Genomic DNA, 15,453 nt, shown 5'->3' with positions numbered 1-15,453 from the left:
GTCGCACGATCGTCGTTGACCCTGTTCCGAGCCGTTCCTAGCGTCAGCCCGACACCAGGGAGGCGATGTGGCGGACTTCGTCGGCGCGATCGATCAGGGCACCACCAGCACGCGCTTCATGATCTTCGACCGGGCCGGCCACGAGATCGGCCGGCACCAGATCGAGCACCGGCAGATCCTGCCCGGCGCCGGCATGGTCGAACACGACGCGACCGAGATCTGGGAGAACACCCTCAAGACGATCGCCGTCGCGCTCGCCGACACCGGCCTCGGCCCGGCCGACCTGGCCGCCATCGGCATCACCAACCAGCGCGAGAGCGCGCTGATCTGGGACCGCAGCACCGGCGAGCCCTGCCACAACGTGATCGTCTGGCAGGACACCCGGACGGCCGGCGTGATTCCGTCGCTGGACGCGGGTCTCATCCGCGAGAAGACCGGCCTCCCGCCGGCCACCTACTTCTCCGCCACCAAGATCCAGTGGATGCTCGACCACGTCCCGGGGCTCCGGGCGCGGGCCGAGAAGGGCGAGGTGCTCTTCGGCACCCTGGACAGCTGGCTGATCTGGAACCTCAGCGGCGGCCGGCACCTGACCGACGTCACCAACGCCAGCCGCACCATGCTGATGAACCTGACGACGCTCGACTGGGACGACGAACTGCTCGCCCTGTTCCGCATCCCCCGGCCGATGCTGCCCGCCATCCGCTCATCGTCGGAGATCTACGGGACGGCGGAAGCCGCGCTGCGCGGCGTTCCCATCGCGGCGGCCATCGGCGACCAGCAGGCCGCGCTGTTCGGGCAGACCTGCTTCGGGCCGGGCGAGGCCAAGTGCACCTACGGCACCGGCAACTTCGTGCTGCTCAACACCGGCACCACCCCGGTCCGTTCGACGCACGGCCTGCTCACCACGGTCGCCTACCGATCCGGCACCGGCGCCCCGATCTACGCCCTCGAAGGCTCGGTCGCGGCCACCGGCTCGGCCGTGCAGTGGCTGCGCGACCAGCTCGGGGTCATCGACTCGGCCGGCCACAGCGAGGAGCTGGCCGCCCAGGTCGAGGACAGCGAGGGCGTCTGCTTCGTACCCGCCTTCTCCGGCCTTTTCGCCCCCTACTGGCGGCCGGACGCGCGGGCCGCCATCGTCGGCCTGTCCCGCTACCACACCGCCGCGCACATCACCCGGGCCGCGCTCGAGGCCATCTGCTACCAGACCCGCGACGTCATGGAGGCCATGGCTCTCGACGCGGGAACCGCCCTGGACTGCCTGAAGGTCGACGGCGGGGTCACCGCCAACGCGCTCTGCATGCAGTTGCAGGCCGACATCCTCGGCGTACCGGTCAGCCGGCCGGCCGTGGCCGAGACCACCGCGCTCGGTGCCGCGTACGCCGCTGGTCTGGCCGTTGGTTTTTGGAAGTCCCCCGACGAGTTGCGCGCCAACTGGCAGGAGGACCGGCGCTGGGAGCCGTCCTGGACCCAGCAGCGGCGGGACGAAGGCAGCACCCGCTGGCGAGCGGCGATCGACCGCACCCTCGACTGGGTCTGACGAAAGGACCTCAGATGAACACCGGAGTTATCTCACCGCAGGCCCGGTCGGCGGCCCTGGCCCACCTCGCGACGGAAGAGCTCGACGTGCTGGTCATCGGGGCCGGCGTGGTCGGGGCCGGAGCGGCGCTCGACGCCGCCACCCGCGGGCTCGGCGTCGGCCTGGTCGAGGCCCGCGACTTCGCCAGCGGCACATCGAGCCGGTCCAGCAAGCTGATCCACGGCGGACTGCGCTACCTGGAGATGCTCGACTTCGGGCTGGTCCGCGAGGCGCTGCGGGAACGTGGCCTGCTCATCCAGCGACTCGCCCCGCACCTGGTCCGGCCGGTGCCGTTCCTCTATCCGCTGCGGCACCGCGCCTGGGAGCGGCTGTACGCCGGGGCCGGTCTCGCCCTCTACGACACGCTCGCCCTCTCCGGCTGGGGTGCCGGTCTCCCCCGGCACCGGCACCTGAGCCGCACCGAGGCGCTGCGGGCGTTCCCGGCGCTGAGCCCCGAGTCGCTGGTCGGCGCGATCCGCTACTACGACGCCCAGGTCGACGACGCGCGGCACACCATGTTCCTGGTCCGCACCGCCGCCGCGAACGGGGCGCAGGTCGCCGCCCGTACCGAGGTGGTCGGCTTCCTCCGCGAGGGCCGCCGGGTCGTCGGCGTGCGCGCCCGGGACCTGGAGAACGGCACCGAGCTGGAGATCCGGGCCCGCACGGTGATCAACGCGACCGGCGTGTGGACCGGCGACATCCAGTCGCTGCTGAAGGGCGAGCGCGGCCAGTTCAAGATCACCGCCTCGAAGGGCATCCACCTGGTCGTGCCGCGCGAGAAGATCGCCGGCCAGACCGGGATGATCCTGCGCACCGCCACCAGCGTGCTGTTCGTGATCCCCTGGGACCGGAACTGGATCATCGGCACCACCGACACCCCGTGGAACCTCGACAAGGCGCACCCGGCGGCGTCCGCGCACGACGTCGACTACCTGCTCGCCGAGGTGAACAAGTCGCTCGCCACCCCGCTGACCCGGGACGACGTGCAGGGCGTCTACGCCGGGCTGCGGCCGCTGCTGTCGGCCGACGCCGAGATCACCGCGAAGCTCTCCCGTGAGCATGCCGTCGACACCCTCGCCCCCGGCCTGGTCCTGGTGGCCGGCGGCAAGTACACGACGTACCGGGTGATGGCCAAGGACGCGGTCGACGCCGCCGTCCGCGACCTCGACACGCGGGTGCCGGCGTCCTGCACCGAGCAGGTTCCGCTGCTCGGTGCGCCCGGCTACCGAGCCGCCTGGAACCGGCGCGCCCAACTGGCCCGCCGGGCCGGACTGCACGTCACCCGGATCGAACACCTGCTCAAGCGGTACGGGACGCTCGTCGACGAGGTGCTCGCCCTGATCGAGGCCGATCCGGCGCTGCACGAACCACTGGTCGGCGCCCCCGATTACCTGCGCGCCGAGATCGTGTACGCGGCCACCCACGAGGGCGCCCGGCACCTGGACGACGTGCTCACCCGCCGTACCCGGATCTCCATCGAGACCCCGGACCGCGGGGTGACCGCGGCCCGGGCCGCCGCCGACCTGCTGGCCGGCCCGCTCGGCTGGTCCGCAGCTCTTAAAAATACCGAGATCGCCGCCTACGAATCGCGGGTGGCCGCCGAACGCGCCGCGCAGGAACAGCCGGACGACCTGAGCGCGGACGCGACCCGGCTGGCCGCAACGGCGGTCTAGACGTGTACGCCGAGCAGCGGCAGGCCCGGATCCTCGCGGAGATCAACCGCACCGGCGGCGCCCGGATCACCGAACTGGGCCACCGCCTCGGCGTCTCCGGCGTGACCGCGCGGCGCGACGTCGAGGCGCTCGCCGAGCGGGGTCTCGTCGCCCGGGTGCGCGGCGGGGCGATGGCGCTGGCTCCCGGCCCGGCCCTCGCCGCCGGGCCGGAACCGCGCCGGCACCGCGAGAAGGCCGCGATCGCCCGGACCGCCGCCCGCCTCGTCCGGCCGTCCGAGGCGATCGGCGTCCTGACCGGCAGCACCACCGCCCTGCTCGCGCGGGAGCTGCTCGGCGTACCCGGCCTGACCGTGGTCACCAACTCGATCGAGGTCGCCGACGCGTTCCACCACGAGGGCCTGCCCGGCCAGACGGTGGTGCTGCTCGGCGGGGTGCGCACCCGCTCGGGCGCGCTCGCCGGGCCGGTCGCCGAACAGACCGCGGCCGGACTCAACCTCGACGTGGTGTTCCTCAGCGTCTACGGCATGGCGGTGCGCTCCGGCTTCACCACGCCCGACGTCGCCGAGGCCCGCACCAGCGCCGCGCTCACCGCCGCGGCCCGCCGGGTGGTGGTGCTGGCCGACCACGGCAAGTGGGGCGTCAGCAGCGCCGCCGTGATCGCCCCGCTGGACGGCGCCGACGTGCTGGTCACCGACGCCGGCCTGGCCCAGCCCGGCCGCTCCGAACTGCGCCGCCGGGTCGGCCACCTGATCGTCACCGAGGTTTCGTAGCTAGGACATCACCGGGAACAGGTCGGTGGACGCCCGGCCGGTCGCGGCCTCGATGAAATCGACCGGCGGCGCGATCTGAGCGATCACCTCGGCGGTGTGCGCGAGTCCGGCTTCCGGCAATTCGGGCGTACGCCCTAGAGCACGCTGAACGTCGAGCAGGTGCACGGTCGCCTCGACGATCCCGATGCTCACCGCCTCACCCAGCGGCAGCACCGCCCGCCCGAAGTAGTCGACCGTCACCGGCCCCAGGTAGCGGGCGGCCGCGACGGCCTCCGGCCCGGCCGTGGCGAACTGCCCGACCAACTGCTCGATCGTGTACTTCGCGGCGTCGTCCCGGGCGGATCCGGCCACCTGCTCGCGCCCGGTGTTGGCGATCCCGCCCGGCTCGTTGAACTCGCGCAGCAGGTCGGCCGCCACCGGATGGGTCACCTTGTCGTCGGTGACCCGCCCGACCAGCATCGAGAAACCGAACGGCCAGCCGGCCGCATGCGCCCACAGCGCACGTAGGTCCCAGCCGTCCAGGCGAGTGGATCGCTGCCAGTCCGCATCGGTCAGGCCCGCCCCCACGGCAGCCCAAACCGACCAGAGCTCGTCCAGCGCATCGAGCCGATCATCGAGCGTCATCGCGCGACTCTACCGCCTCGCCCTGGCGGCGGCTGGGGCGCGCGGAAAGCGAAGAGCCGCCCGGCCACGGGCGGACCCGGCTCGGTGACCAGCCGGTGCATGCCGACCCGGAAGCGAGCGTCCGCGGGCCGGGCGAAGGCCATCTCCTCGAATCCGTTCTCCGCGAAGAGCCCTCGGACCGCGTCGCTCGGATCCGCACCGCTGTCGCCCCGCCCACGGGTCCAGATCACGATGCCGCCCGGCTCCAGCAGGGACGGCAGCGCCGCGACGGTCCGGCGCACGTCCGTCTCGCTGATGTTGCCGAACACCCCGCAGGCCATGACCACCTGCGCCGGGGCGGCGTCGCGGTAGTTGGTCGCGTCGCCCGCGTCGGCCGTTCGCACGTCGACGCCGGTCAGGCCCAGCTCGGCGGCCGTCGTCCGGGCTCGCCGGCTCAGTTCCGGGTCGAGCTCCACCAGCACCGCGCGCACGCTCCGGCGCCGGGCCAGCTCGGGCAGCACGTCGCGCCCGTCCCCGGCGCACAGACTGATCAGCGGACCCTCGCCCAGCGCGCGGCCGAGGTAGTCCTGTACGACCGTGAGCCGCCGGGCCAGCGACGACCCCGGCGTCTCATAGTCCCGATGCCATCGAACCCAGTCCTTGGTCACCCAGCCATCCTCGGGCCGTGGGCAGTCGCCGGGCCACCCCGGCCAGGAGGTCGGCGACCTGCACCCGCGGGTCGTCGCGGGAGTCGACCATCACCAGGCCGGCCAGGGCGCCGGCCGGCAGCACCTGCTGGAGGCGGGTCAGCCGGTCGGCGGTCAGGGCGCTCTGCTCGTCGTGGAAGACCAGCACCCGGCGGCCGCCGCCGCTCCAGAACAGGACCGTCTCGGCCAGGGCCGGCAGCATCGGCTCCAGCGGCGGCGGAATCGTACGATCGTCGTCGTCGAGCCTGGTCAGCACGGCCCGCACCCGGACCGGATCGAGGGCGGCCAGGACCGCGTCGGCCGGCACCCGCCGGGCCAGGGCGTCCCGCGCGTGGAAGAAGCGCTCCACGGTCTCCCGGGCCGGACCCCGGCGCTTGCGCCGGACCATGTCCACGAAGGCCGACAGGAAGGCGTCCCAGTCGTCGCCGGGCCGGCCGGCTCGGTGCAGGGCGATCGCCGCCGGCCGTCGTTCCTGGGCCAGGCGGGTGCCGGATGCGTACGAGGGCTCGCTCAGCAGAAGATCGACGATGCGGGTGACCAGGAAGAACTCCTTGTCGATCACGTGCACGTGGGCCCGGCCCCGCAGCGCCGCCAGGAACCAGTCCACCATCTCGCTCGCGCCCAGCCGGCGCAGGAAGTGACCCGACTTGAGTTCGTGCGGCGAGAGCCGGAATCGGGACCGCAGCGCCGCGATCAGCTCGACGGCCTCGCTCGTGCTCAGATCGACGCTCGCGTGGGTGATCACCGGCTCGGTCGAGTGCAACAGATTCGTGCCGGAGAACCCGGACTCGTCGCAGGCGATCTCCACCACGGCACCACCCACCGCCCCCGACGGCGGCAGTCCACCTTGCAGCGGCGACCTCACCCCGGCATGGTCACCCCGATGGCCGCGCCGGACAACCGGATTGCGAGGCTGACCGCATGGTGGTGAGGTTGGCGCTGGCCGCGGACGCGGCATCGATCCAGCAGCTCGTCCGGGCGGCCTTCGTGCGTTACGTGCCGCGCATCGGCCGGGAACCGGCGCCGATGGGGGTGGACTATCGCGTTCCGGTGGCCGAGGGGCGCTGCCGGGTCGTCGAGCACGACGGCCGGGTCGTCGGGATGGTGCAGTGCGCCGCGCGGACCGGATACCTCGAGGTGGAGACGATCGCGGTGGCCGAGGAGGCGCGCGGCCTCGGCGTCGGGACAGAGCTTCTGGCGTACGCCGAGGAGCAGGCCCGCGAGCTCGGACTCCCGGAGGTGCGGCTCTACACCAACGAGGCGATGACCGAGAACCTCGAGTACTACCCGCGCCGCGGCTTCCGGGAGATCGAACGCGCCACGCACCACGGCTACCGCCGGGTGTTCTTCGCGAAGCCGGTCGGATGACGCATGCTCGTGGGCATGACGTCTTTCGATCCCAAGGCCGACCTCCGGCAGTACCTCGACGAGGCGCGGCACGCTCTGGTCTGGAAACTCGACGGCCTGAGCGAGTACGACGTACGCCGTCCGCTCACCCCGACCGGCACCAATCTGCTGGGCCTGGTCAAGCACGTCTCGGGCGTCGAGGCCGGCTACCTCGGCGACACCTTCGGCCGGCCGTTCGGAGAGCCGATGCCGTGGATGGACGCCGGCGCCGAGCCGAACGCCGACATGTGGGCCACCGCCGACGAGTCACGCGACGAGATCATCGACCGATACCGCCGCGTGTGGCAGCACTCCGACACCACCATCGCCACCCTCGGCCTGGACGCGACCGGCCGGGTGCCGTGGTGGCGCCCGGAGTCCCAGGTCGTCTCGCTGCACCGCATCCTGGTCCACGTGATCGCCGAGACGCACCGGCACGCCGGCCACGCCGACATCGTGCGCGAGCTGGCCGACGGCGCGGCCGGCGTACGCCAGAGCAACAGCAATCTGCCGTCCGAGGACGAGGCCTGGTGGTCCGATTACCACCGCCGCCTGGAGGACGCGGCCCGGCTCTTCCTCAAGCGTTAGCGCGTTCCGCCTCGATCGTGGTGTCGTCGCCGTGGCCGGTGTGCACGACCGTGCCGGCCGGCAGGGCGAACAGCTTCGCCCGGATGGAGGCGACGATCAGGTCGGCGTCCGAGTACGACCGGCCGGTCGCGCCCGGGCCGCCCTGGAACAGGGTGTCGCCGGTGAACACGCAGCCCAGGTCGGCGGCGTACAGGCAGACCGCACCGGGCGCGTGGCCCGGGGTGTGCAGCACCGTGAGGGTGCTGCCGCCGACGGCGATCGCGTCGCCGTCGGCCAGGTCGGTGTCCCAGGCGGTCGCCGTGCCGTGGGTCAACTCCCACAGCGGGCGGTCGGCGGGGTGCAGCAGGATCGGCGCGCCGGTGCGGTCGCGCAGGGCGGGCGCCACCCGTACGTGATCGTCGTGGGCGTGGGTGCAGACGATGGCCCGGACGGTGCGGTCGCCGACGACGGCCAGGATCGCGTCGACGTCGTGCGGGGCGTCGATCACCACGCACTCGGTGTCGTCGCCGACCACCCAGATGTTGTTGTCGACGTCGTACGTCTGCCCGTCGAGGCTGAACGTGCCGGACACCACGCCGTGGTCGACGCGTACGCCTTTGTCCTGCTGCATGCGGGGTCCTTCCGGTCGTCCGACTCACCCTAGGATGGCAGCAACGATCATGATCGATGCAACGGGGAGAAACAGAATGTCGTACGGGGATCAGGAACGGCCGCGGTCGGTGGAGATAGGTGCGAGCCTGCTCGCGACAGTCGGGGTGCTCATCGTCGGCCGGGTCGCGTACGGCGTGGCGGTGAACCTGGGCCAGGACCAGTGGAGTTCCGGCGCCCGCGCGGTGTTCCTGGTGCTGAATTCGTTCGTGCTGGTCTTCGGCCTGTTCGTGCTGCTGCTCGGCGACCAGGTGCGGCGCGGCCGCACCTGGGCCTGGATCACCGGCCTGGTGATGCTGCCGTTCACCATCCTGTTCGGCGTGGTGCTCCTGCTCATCACCGCGCTGAGCGGCGCGGTCCCGTGGGCCGGCGCGGGCGTCGTGCTGGTCGCGGTGGCCGCCCTGATCACCCTGAGCGCACCCCGGGCGACCCGCGCGTACTTCACCCGAGGCCCGGCCCACCCGGCGCCGCCCGTTGGTCAGGCGGCCTGGACCGGCGGGCGTTCGTAGATCAGTTCGGTGCCGTCCACCTCGTCCCACTGTTCGCCGACGTGGGCGAAGCCGAAGCCGGCGATGGTCGCCAGGGACGGCTTGTTGTCCGGGCTGATGGTGGCCCGGACCGTACGGATCGACGGCTCGGTCGCCGCCCACCGCAACAGCTCGGTGACCATCGCGCGGGCGTACCCGCGCCGCCGGTGGGCCGGGTCGGTGCTGTAGCCGATCTCCACCATGCCGGACTCGTCGGGCGGGCCGTGGAAGCCGCCGGCCCCGACCACCACCTCGTCGGGGACCGAGACGGCGGCCCGGGCGATCCAGTCGGCGGCCCGGGGATCCCCGGCGATCTGGTCGAGGCGCATCCGCCACAACCAGGTGATCTCGTCGGAGAGGAACCATTCCGTCAGCCGGACCCCGGTGATCGTCCGGGCGGCTTCCAGGTCGTCGGCGAGCAGAGCTTCGAGCGCTCGCGGGGGCAGTGGCACGAAACGTACGGCGGTAGGCATCGCGGAGATCGTCACATGGCGGGCAAGCCATTTTTCCGCGGCCCAGCAACCGCGGCCCAGGAAACGCCGGTCAGGGCAGGATGGCGTCGACGTAGCCACCGTCGACCCGGAGGGCACCGCCGGTGGTGGCGGAGGCCTGCGGCGACGCCAGGTAGACGACCATGTTGGCGATCTCCTCCGGCTCGATGAGGCGCTGCAGCAGGGACTGCGGGCGGTGCTTGCGCATGAACTCGCGCTGCGCCTCGTCCCAGGGCAGGTCATCGCCGACCAGGGAACGGACGAAGTCCTCGACGCCGCCGGTGTGGGTCGGGCCGGCGATGACGCTGTTGACCGTGACGCCCGAGCCTGCCGCCGCCTTCGCGAAGCCGCGGGAGACGGCGAGCAGGGCGGTCTTGGTCATCCCGTAGTGGATCATCTCGGCCGGGGTGACCACCGCCGAGTCGCTGGCGATGTACTGGATGCGGCCCCAGGCCCGCGCCCGCATGCCGGGCAGGTAGGCGCGGGTCAGGCGCACCGCGGCCAGCACGTTCACCTCGAAGTAGCGGCGCCAGTCGTCGTCGGTGATCTCCAGTGCCGGCTGCGCGCCGAAGATCCCCAGGTTGTTGACGAGGATGTCCACCTCGGGCAGTGCCGCGACGGCGCCGGCCGCGCCCGCCTCGGTGGCCACGTCGGCCGGGACCGGCACGAAGTCGCCGTCGGGCAGGCCGGCGATGGCCCGCTCGACCGACTCCGCCGACCGCCCGTTCACCCCGACCCGGGCGCCCGCGGCGGCCAGCCCGGCCGCGATGGCCCGGCCGATGCCCTGGGTGGATCCGGTGACCAGCGCCGTTCGTCCCGAAAGATCAAGTCGCATACCCCGATCCTGCCGCAAGTCGGCCGGGGCGGCGCGGCGTACCGCCGACGGTGACGAAGCAGCCCTGCGAGGGACTGACCGCATGATCGCCGCGCCCTAGCGTGAGGACGATGATCCAGCTCGAGTCGCTGCGATGGATGTTGACGCTGGCGTTCGGCGCGGCTGCCGCCTTTCACCTGGTGAGGTGGCTGTGGCGGACGGGTGCGCTGCATGAGGACGCGCTGCATCTGGTGATGGGGCTGTCGATGATCGTGATGATCTGGCCGTGGGGTGATGCGGTGCCGGAGAGCACCTGGATCACCGTGTTCACGCTCGCGACGGGGTGGTTCGCGGCCCGGGCGGCGTACGCCCGGCGGGGGATGCCGTTGTTCTTCGCCAGCACGATGGGGGCGATGGTCTGGATGAGTGCGGGCGGCCATCAACACCCCTGGGTGAGCGCGGGACTGGGCGGTTACCTGGTCGCGGCCTCGGTGTGGTGGCTGATCAGGGGCATGCGGCTGTCGGCCACCACGGTCGACACACGACCGGCGGACTGGACCGCGCTGTGTCACGGCACGATGAGCGCCGCGATGGGCCTGACGCTGCTGGCGATGGCCTGAGAATCAGACTTTCTGCCATACGGCGGGAGTGCCGGGCAGGCATTCCAGCACGCCGATCGCGGCCAAGTGGTGCAGGTGGGCGAGGGTCTCGGCGAGGGCCATCCGGCGCAGCATGCCGTGCAGCGCGTCCCATCCCCGCGACCAGGTCAGCCGGGACGCGATCGCCCAGCCGGTCGGCCGCTCGAGGGACGCGACGGCCAGCAGGATCTCGGCCGCCCGCTCGTCGTGGTGCTCGACCAGGGCGGCGGCCCGGGCGTCGATGCCCCGGAACCGGTACTCGTGCGCCGGTAACGCTTCGTCGTCCCCGAACGCCGACATCCGCGACAGCGACCCCAGGTAGTCGCCGAGCGGGTCACCCGCCGAGGTCGGCAGCACGGCCACGTTGGGACTGATCCGGGGCAGCAGGTGGTCGCCGGTGAGCAGAACACCGGCCGACGCGTCGTGCAGGCACAGGTGACCGGGCGTGTGCCCGGGGGTCCAGACGGCCCGGATCGACCGCCCGGCCAGCGGCAACCGGTCACCGTCATTGATCTCCCGGTCGGGCTCGGGCATCTCCAGCAGCGCTGCCATCCGCTCGGGCCGAACCCCCAAAAGATCAACTTCTTCCGGGGGTACGCCGTGCCGGCCCAGCCACTCCGGGTCGGTACCCGGATGCTGACCGCGCCACGCCCGCGCCGGAAGCGTGGCCGCCTCGGCCGGGTGCATGCCGATCCAGGCCCCGGACTCACCGCGCAGCCAGCCGCTCATCCCGTGATGGTCGGGGTGCACGTGGGTGACCACGACGCCGCGCACGTCGGCGACGGTCGCCCCGGCCGCGGCGAGCCCGGCGGTCAGCGCCGCCCGGGCCTCGTCGCTGTCCCAGCCGGGGTCGACGACGATCAGGCCGCCGTCGTCCGGGAAGGCGTAGCAGAGCGTGTACCGCATCGGGTTGTGCGGGATCGGCACCGGGATCGACCAGACGCCGGGCCTCGGTTCCTCGATCGGCGGGAGGACCCGCTGCCGCCACGCCTCCGCCTGCGCGCTACCGGTGATCATCCGCGCCCCCGATTCGAATTACTGAACGGTAGCCGTCAGGCTATCAACGGCAACCCCGGGTTGGGGCGCAGCGTCACCTTGACCGCCGGCGGCCCGGCCGCCGCCGTCGCCAGCGCGGCCCGCCACTCGGGCAGCACGAACGTGTGCGTGACCAGGCCGTCCACCGGATAGGACGGGTCGGCCAGCCACTCCACGATCTGCGACATCGTGGTGCGCCCGCCGAGCGTCTCCTCCGGACCCGAGTTGACCGTGCCCTGCACGGTGAGCTGCCGGTTCCACACCAGCGACCAGTCCACCCGCTGCCGCCCGGCCCCGCCGACCAGCACCAGCGTGCCGGTCGGGCGCAGCAGGTGCAGGCCGAGGTCGATGGTCTGCGGCCGGGCGACGCAGTCGAAGACCACGTCCACCCCCTGCTCGAGGATCGGGACCTTGGTGAGGCGCGGCCGGATCACCCGCCCGCCGTGCAGCTCGGCCAGGGCCTCCACGACGTGCGGGCCGGAGTCGAGGGCCCGGTCGGCGCCGGTCGTTTCGCGCAGCGCGCCCGGCCCGACCACGGTGATGTCCAGTCCCGGGTGCAGCCGGCGGAGCGCGGCCACGGTGAGCAGCCCGATCGTGCCCGGCCCGATGACCACGGCGCGGTCGCCGGTGCGGCGCCAGCGCAGGGCGGCGTGCAGGGCGATCGAGGCGGGCTCGGCCAGCACGGCCCGGCGGGACGGGACGGCGCCGACCGGATGCAGCTGGGAGCGGTGGGCGACGACGTACTCACCCCATCCGCCGCCGAGGGCGGCGTCGAAACCCTGCGTCGGCGACCGGCATCCGGTCACGCCCGGCTGATCGAACCTTTCACAGACGTACGGGTGACCGTCCCGGCAGGATCGGCACGGCTCGAACCCGCGGTGCACGCAGGAGATCACCGGGTCCACCGCGAAGCGCTCGCCGGTCGACTCGTCCACCGCGACGATCTCGTGGCCGAGGATCTGCTCGCGCGCCGAGTAGAACGCGCTGAGCACCACCGACGACTTGGCGTGCGCGACCGCGACGTCACTGCCGCAGATCCCGGCCAGCTCCGGCCGCAGCAGCAGCCAGCCCGGCGCGTCCGGCAGCGCCGGCACCGGCAGGTCGTCGCGCAGCGAGAGCATCCGGCCCGCTCGTGGCGCGACGGCGGTCAGCAGATAGCGCGGCACGGACAGATCAGCGAGGACGGCGCGCATCGGTCTCCCTACGGTCGCTCGTAGCGCATGGAACACCCTAGGCCCTACCCCGTTGTAGGCTCGCCGCCATGTTTTCCGGAGACGCGGATGCCGACCTGCGGGGTCTGGCCGACGACCCGAGCTTCCCGCACCGCGAGGCCGCGCGGCACGCGGTGTGGTTCCGCGAAACCGGCGACGTCGCGGCCCTGGTCGCCGTGCTGGACGACCCGCACCCGTGCGCGACGAGCGAGACCCTGTTCGCCCTGGCCTGCGCGCAGCGGCCGTGGCTGAACTGGGTGCCGATGCCCACCGAGGCGCTGTGCAACGTGGCCAACGAGGTCGGCCGACGCCGGGCCGAGGGTGAGGAACTGGCACTCACCGGCCTGGCCGTCTCGGCGGCCGAGCCACCCAGCGCGACCACCGCCTGCCGCCGGGTGACCGGTCCGGTCGACATCGCCATCGAGGGCTTCCCGTCGCCGGACATCCGCGTCCCGGTCCGCCCCGGCCGCTACAAGGTGTGGCGCTATGACGGCGTCAACCCGGTGCCCGCGGTCGCGGCACCCTCGGCCGAGGCGGTCCGGGTGCTGCAGGAGGTGGCCGGCGAACCGTGGCCGTCACCGCTGTCGGGCTACCTGCAGGCCGAGCCGCTGGGCAAGCTGCCGCTCGACGACCTGCTCGGCCTGCTGGCCCACCTGCCCGGCCCGCCGGACACCCCACGCTGGCAGCACCTGGCCAGGACCACCCCCACCTACTGGTACCGGTTGCTCCAGCCGTGGGCGTGCCTGGCCCTGCTCCGGCACGGCGACGAGGGCCGTGAGGCCCTGACCGACCTGGCCTTCGGCCCCGAGGACTGGGTCTCCGACGCGGCCCTGTTCGCCCTGGTCACCGACGCCTACCGGGACCCGGCCCGCCGCCGCGCGGTGCACGACCTGGTGCGAGCCCGCCTGGACGCCGCGATGGCCGCGATGCGGGTGGTCACCATCGAGGAGTCCCTGGCCCGGCTGATGCTGATCACCCCGGGCTGCACCCCCGGCGACCACACCCTGGCGGTCGCCGTCCTGAACCGCTCCTCCGACGAGGAAGAGCCCGAGCCACCGAAGCCGCCGAAGCGCCACTGGTGGCAGCGCCGCACCTCCTGACCCCCGTCAGGCGAGCAGGCGGTCGCGCACCTCGCGGCGCAGCACCTTGCCGATCTGGCTGCGCGGCAGCTCCTCGGTAATCTCGATCCGGCGCGGCGCCTTGTAGCCGGACAACCGCTCCCGCGCCCATCGCAGCAGCGCCTCCGCGTCCACCGCCGCTCCCTCGGCCGGAACGACAACGGCGACAACCTCTTCCCCCGTACGCTCCGACGGCAGGCCGACCACCGCCACATCGGCCACGTCCGGATGCTTCCGGAGCACGTCCTCGACCTCCGACGGGTAGACGTTGAACCCGCCCGTGATGATCAGTTCCTTGACCCGGTCCACGATCGACAGGAAGCCATCGTCGCTCATCACGGCGATGTCGCCGGTCCGCATCCAGCCGCCCGGCAGCAGCACCGCCGCCGTCTCGTCCGGCAGGTTCCAGTAACCGGAGAACACCTGGGGGCCCTGCACCAGCAGCTCGCCCGGCTCCCCGGCCGGCACGTCCCGGGCCGGGTCGTCCCGGTCGGCGAGGCGGACCCGGGTGGACGGGTACGGTACGCCGATCGAGCCGGTCCGGCGCCGCTCCGACATCGGGTTGCCCACCGTGATCGGCGAGGTCTCGGTCATCCCGTACCCCTCGATGAGCAGGCCCCCGGTCAGCTGCTCCCAGACCTCGGCGGTTTTCGGCGGCAGCGGCATCGCGCCGCTGATCGAGTACCGCACCGAGCTCAGGTCGGTGCCACGCTCGCGAGCCGCGGTGGCCAGCCGGTCGTACATCGGCGGCACGCCCGGGAAGAACGTGGGCGGGCGCCGTTTCGCCGCGTCGAGCACCATGCCCACGTCGAAGCGCGGCAACAGGACGATCGTCGCGGCGATCTGCACCGCCGTGGTCAGGCACAGCGTCAGCCCGTACGCATGAAACAGCGGAAGCACCGCGTAGAAGGTCTCGCCCCCGTCGCGCAACCCGGGCACCCAGACCCGGCTCTGTTCGGCGTTGGCCGCCAGGTTCTTGTGGGTGAGGATGGCGCCCTTCGGCGTGCCGCTGGTGCCGCCCGTGTACTGCAACAGCGCGGTGTCGTCGACGCCCGGCCCCGGAACGGTCGCGGCGATCGGCGACGCCGCGGCGACCAGCGCCTCCCAGCGCAGCGCACCCGCCGGCAGCGGCCCCCGCATCTCGGTCCGCGCCCGGCGGGCCGGCGGCAGCGGCAACCTCAGCGCGAGCCGCTTGACCAGCGGCAACGCGGCGGTCAGGTCGACGCCGACGATGGTCACCCGCGCGACCGAGGCCACCGTCGCGGCCACCTTCTCCCAGCAGATCGCCACGGTCGCGCCGTGATCGGCGAGCTGATGGGCCAGCTCGTCCGCGGTGTAGAGCGGATTGTGCTCGACGACGACCGCGCCGAGACGCAGGACGGCGTAGAAGGCGACCACGTGCTGCGGGCAGTTCGGCAGGATCAGCGCCACCCGGTCGCCGGGCCGGACCCCGAGGCCGCGCAGGGCCTCCGCGGCCCGCGCGACCTGGTCACCGAGCTGAGCGTACGTCGTGACAGCACCGAGAAAATCGAGCGCCACCCGGTCCGGGAACCGAGCGACCGCGGCGTCCAGGTTCGCGGTGAGCGCCCGCTCCGGCTCGGCGATGTCCGCCGGGACACCCTCCGGATAGACCGCCAGCCAGGGCCGGTCGTCCGCCATGAGGCCTCC

General features: G+C 72.7%; 17 protein-coding genes. 8 read left to right on the top strand and 9 right to left on the bottom strand.

Translation table 11 applies throughout. The annotated features are described in order from the left end of the window. The first annotated feature begins 67 nt into the window (after positions 1 to 67). The 3 genes from glpK to Ato02nite_RS13010 are packed head-to-tail and all read left to right on the top strand — an operon-like array spanning position 68 to position 4,019. The gene (gene glpK / locus Ato02nite_RS13020; protein WP_213006737.1) at positions 68 to 1,537 is read left to right on the top strand and encodes a glycerol kinase GlpK; all 1,470 of its coding nucleotides are present in this window, start codon (positions 68 to 70) and stop codon (positions 1,535 to 1,537) included. Between the two features lie 14 nt (positions 1,538 to 1,551). Then, entirely contained in the window at positions 1,552 to 3,249 is a 1,698-nt protein-coding gene (locus Ato02nite_RS13015) for a glycerol-3-phosphate dehydrogenase/oxidase (protein ID WP_213006736.1), read from the top strand. Between the two features lie 2 nt (positions 3,250 to 3,251). After that, positions 3,252 to 4,019 (top strand): DeoR/GlpR family DNA-binding transcription regulator, encoded by a 768-nt coding sequence (locus tag Ato02nite_RS13010; RefSeq protein ID WP_213006735.1) that lies wholly within the window; start codon positions 3,252 to 3,254, stop codon positions 4,017 to 4,019. On the opposite strand, the gene Ato02nite_RS13005 is transcribed toward Ato02nite_RS13010, so the two are convergent. Genes Ato02nite_RS13005 through Ato02nite_RS12995 form a run of 3 tightly spaced genes read right to left on the bottom strand, consistent with a single transcriptional unit; the run spans position 4,020 to position 6,194 of the window. Continuing rightward, entirely contained in the window at positions 4,020 to 4,643 is a 624-nt protein-coding gene (locus Ato02nite_RS13005) for a maleylpyruvate isomerase N-terminal domain-containing protein (RefSeq protein WP_213006734.1), read from the bottom strand. It lies immediately after the preceding gene. Then, entirely contained in the window at positions 4,640 to 5,290 is a 651-nt protein-coding gene (locus Ato02nite_RS13000) for a methyltransferase domain-containing protein (protein WP_213006733.1), read from the bottom strand. Before Ato02nite_RS13000 ends, Ato02nite_RS13005 begins: the two co-directional genes overlap by 4 nt. After that, positions 5,253 to 6,194, bottom strand: a complete 942-nt coding sequence (locus Ato02nite_RS12995) for a DUF3800 domain-containing protein (RefSeq protein WP_246606765.1) — start codon at positions 6,192 to 6,194, stop codon at positions 5,253 to 5,255. Before Ato02nite_RS12995 ends, Ato02nite_RS13000 begins: the two co-directional genes overlap by 38 nt. Positions 6,195 to 6,250: 56 nt before the next feature. On the opposite strand from Ato02nite_RS12995, the gene Ato02nite_RS12990 reads away from it, so the two are divergent. After that, positions 6,251 to 6,697, top strand: coding sequence for a GNAT family N-acetyltransferase (locus tag Ato02nite_RS12990; protein ID WP_213006732.1), 447 nt, complete (start codon positions 6,251 to 6,253; stop codon positions 6,695 to 6,697). Positions 6,698 to 6,712: 15 nt separating this feature from the next. Beyond that, a complete protein-coding gene (locus Ato02nite_RS12985) occupies positions 6,713 to 7,303 on the top strand; it encodes a DinB family protein (protein WP_213006731.1) in 591 nt (196 codons plus the stop codon). Here the strand turns inward: Ato02nite_RS12985 and Ato02nite_RS12980 are convergent. Further along, positions 7,293 to 7,913 carry an MBL fold metallo-hydrolase gene (locus Ato02nite_RS12980; RefSeq protein ID WP_213006730.1) on the bottom strand — a complete coding sequence of 207 codons (621 nt, stop codon included), beginning with the start codon at positions 7,911 to 7,913 and terminating at the stop codon, positions 7,293 to 7,295. The genes Ato02nite_RS12985 and Ato02nite_RS12980 overlap by 11 nt on opposite strands. A 76-nt stretch (positions 7,914 to 7,989) precedes the next feature. Between Ato02nite_RS12980 and Ato02nite_RS12975 the strand changes: the two genes are divergently transcribed. After that, positions 7,990 to 8,460: a hypothetical protein gene (locus tag Ato02nite_RS12975; RefSeq protein ID WP_213006729.1), complete on the top strand. Its 471-nt coding sequence runs from the start codon at positions 7,990 to 7,992 to the stop codon at positions 8,458 to 8,460. On the opposite strand, the gene Ato02nite_RS12970 is transcribed toward Ato02nite_RS12975, so the two are convergent. Together Ato02nite_RS12970 and Ato02nite_RS12965 are read right to left on the bottom strand one after the other, a co-directional pair. Continuing rightward, a complete protein-coding gene (locus Ato02nite_RS12970) occupies positions 8,430 to 8,951 on the bottom strand; it encodes a GNAT family N-acetyltransferase (RefSeq protein WP_213006728.1) in 522 nt (173 codons plus the stop codon). The genes Ato02nite_RS12975 and Ato02nite_RS12970 overlap by 31 nt on opposite strands. Positions 8,952 to 9,021: 70 nt before the next feature. After that, the gene (locus Ato02nite_RS12965; RefSeq protein WP_213006727.1) at positions 9,022 to 9,804 is read right to left on the bottom strand and encodes an SDR family NAD(P)-dependent oxidoreductase; all 783 of its coding nucleotides are present in this window, start codon (positions 9,802 to 9,804) and stop codon (positions 9,022 to 9,024) included. Between the two features lie 110 nt (positions 9,805 to 9,914). On the opposite strand from Ato02nite_RS12965, the gene Ato02nite_RS12960 reads away from it, so the two are divergent. Further along, on the top strand, positions 9,915 to 10,403 hold the full coding sequence (locus Ato02nite_RS12960) for a DUF5134 domain-containing protein (RefSeq protein ID WP_213006726.1): 489 nt from the start codon (positions 9,915 to 9,917) through the stop codon (positions 10,401 to 10,403). Positions 10,404 to 10,406: 3 nt separating this feature from the next. Here Ato02nite_RS12960 and Ato02nite_RS12955 read toward each other — a convergent pair whose 3' ends face one another. Both Ato02nite_RS12955 and Ato02nite_RS12950 read right to left on the bottom strand, forming a co-directional pair. Continuing rightward, positions 10,407 to 11,438 carry an MBL fold metallo-hydrolase gene (locus Ato02nite_RS12955; protein WP_213006725.1) on the bottom strand — a complete coding sequence of 344 codons (1,032 nt, stop codon included), beginning with the start codon at positions 11,436 to 11,438 and terminating at the stop codon, positions 10,407 to 10,409. A gap of 35 nt (positions 11,439 to 11,473) precedes the next feature. After that, positions 11,474 to 12,649 (bottom strand): zinc-dependent alcohol dehydrogenase, encoded by a 1,176-nt coding sequence (locus Ato02nite_RS12950; protein ID WP_213006724.1) that lies wholly within the window; start codon positions 12,647 to 12,649, stop codon positions 11,474 to 11,476. A 68-nt stretch (positions 12,650 to 12,717) separates the two neighbouring features. Between Ato02nite_RS12950 and Ato02nite_RS12945 the strand changes: the two genes are divergently transcribed. Then, on the top strand, positions 12,718 to 13,767 hold the full coding sequence (locus Ato02nite_RS12945; RefSeq protein WP_213006723.1) for a hypothetical protein: 1,050 nt from the start codon (positions 12,718 to 12,720) through the stop codon (positions 13,765 to 13,767). 6 nt (positions 13,768 to 13,773) lie between these two features. Here the strand turns inward: Ato02nite_RS12945 and Ato02nite_RS12940 are convergent, their stop codons facing one another. Beyond that, on the bottom strand, positions 13,774 to 15,444 hold the full coding sequence (locus Ato02nite_RS12940; protein ID WP_213006722.1) for a long-chain-fatty-acid--CoA ligase: 1,671 nt from the start codon (positions 15,442 to 15,444) through the stop codon (positions 13,774 to 13,776). Positions 15,445 to 15,453 lie beyond the last annotated feature (9 nt).

Origin of the sequence: Paractinoplanes toevensis (assembly GCF_018332695.1) — a bacterium.
GTDB classification, from domain to species: Bacteria; Actinomycetota; Actinomycetes; order Mycobacteriales; family Micromonosporaceae; genus Actinoplanes; species Actinoplanes toevensis.
This window is presented reverse-complemented; position numbering and strand designations above follow the sequence as displayed.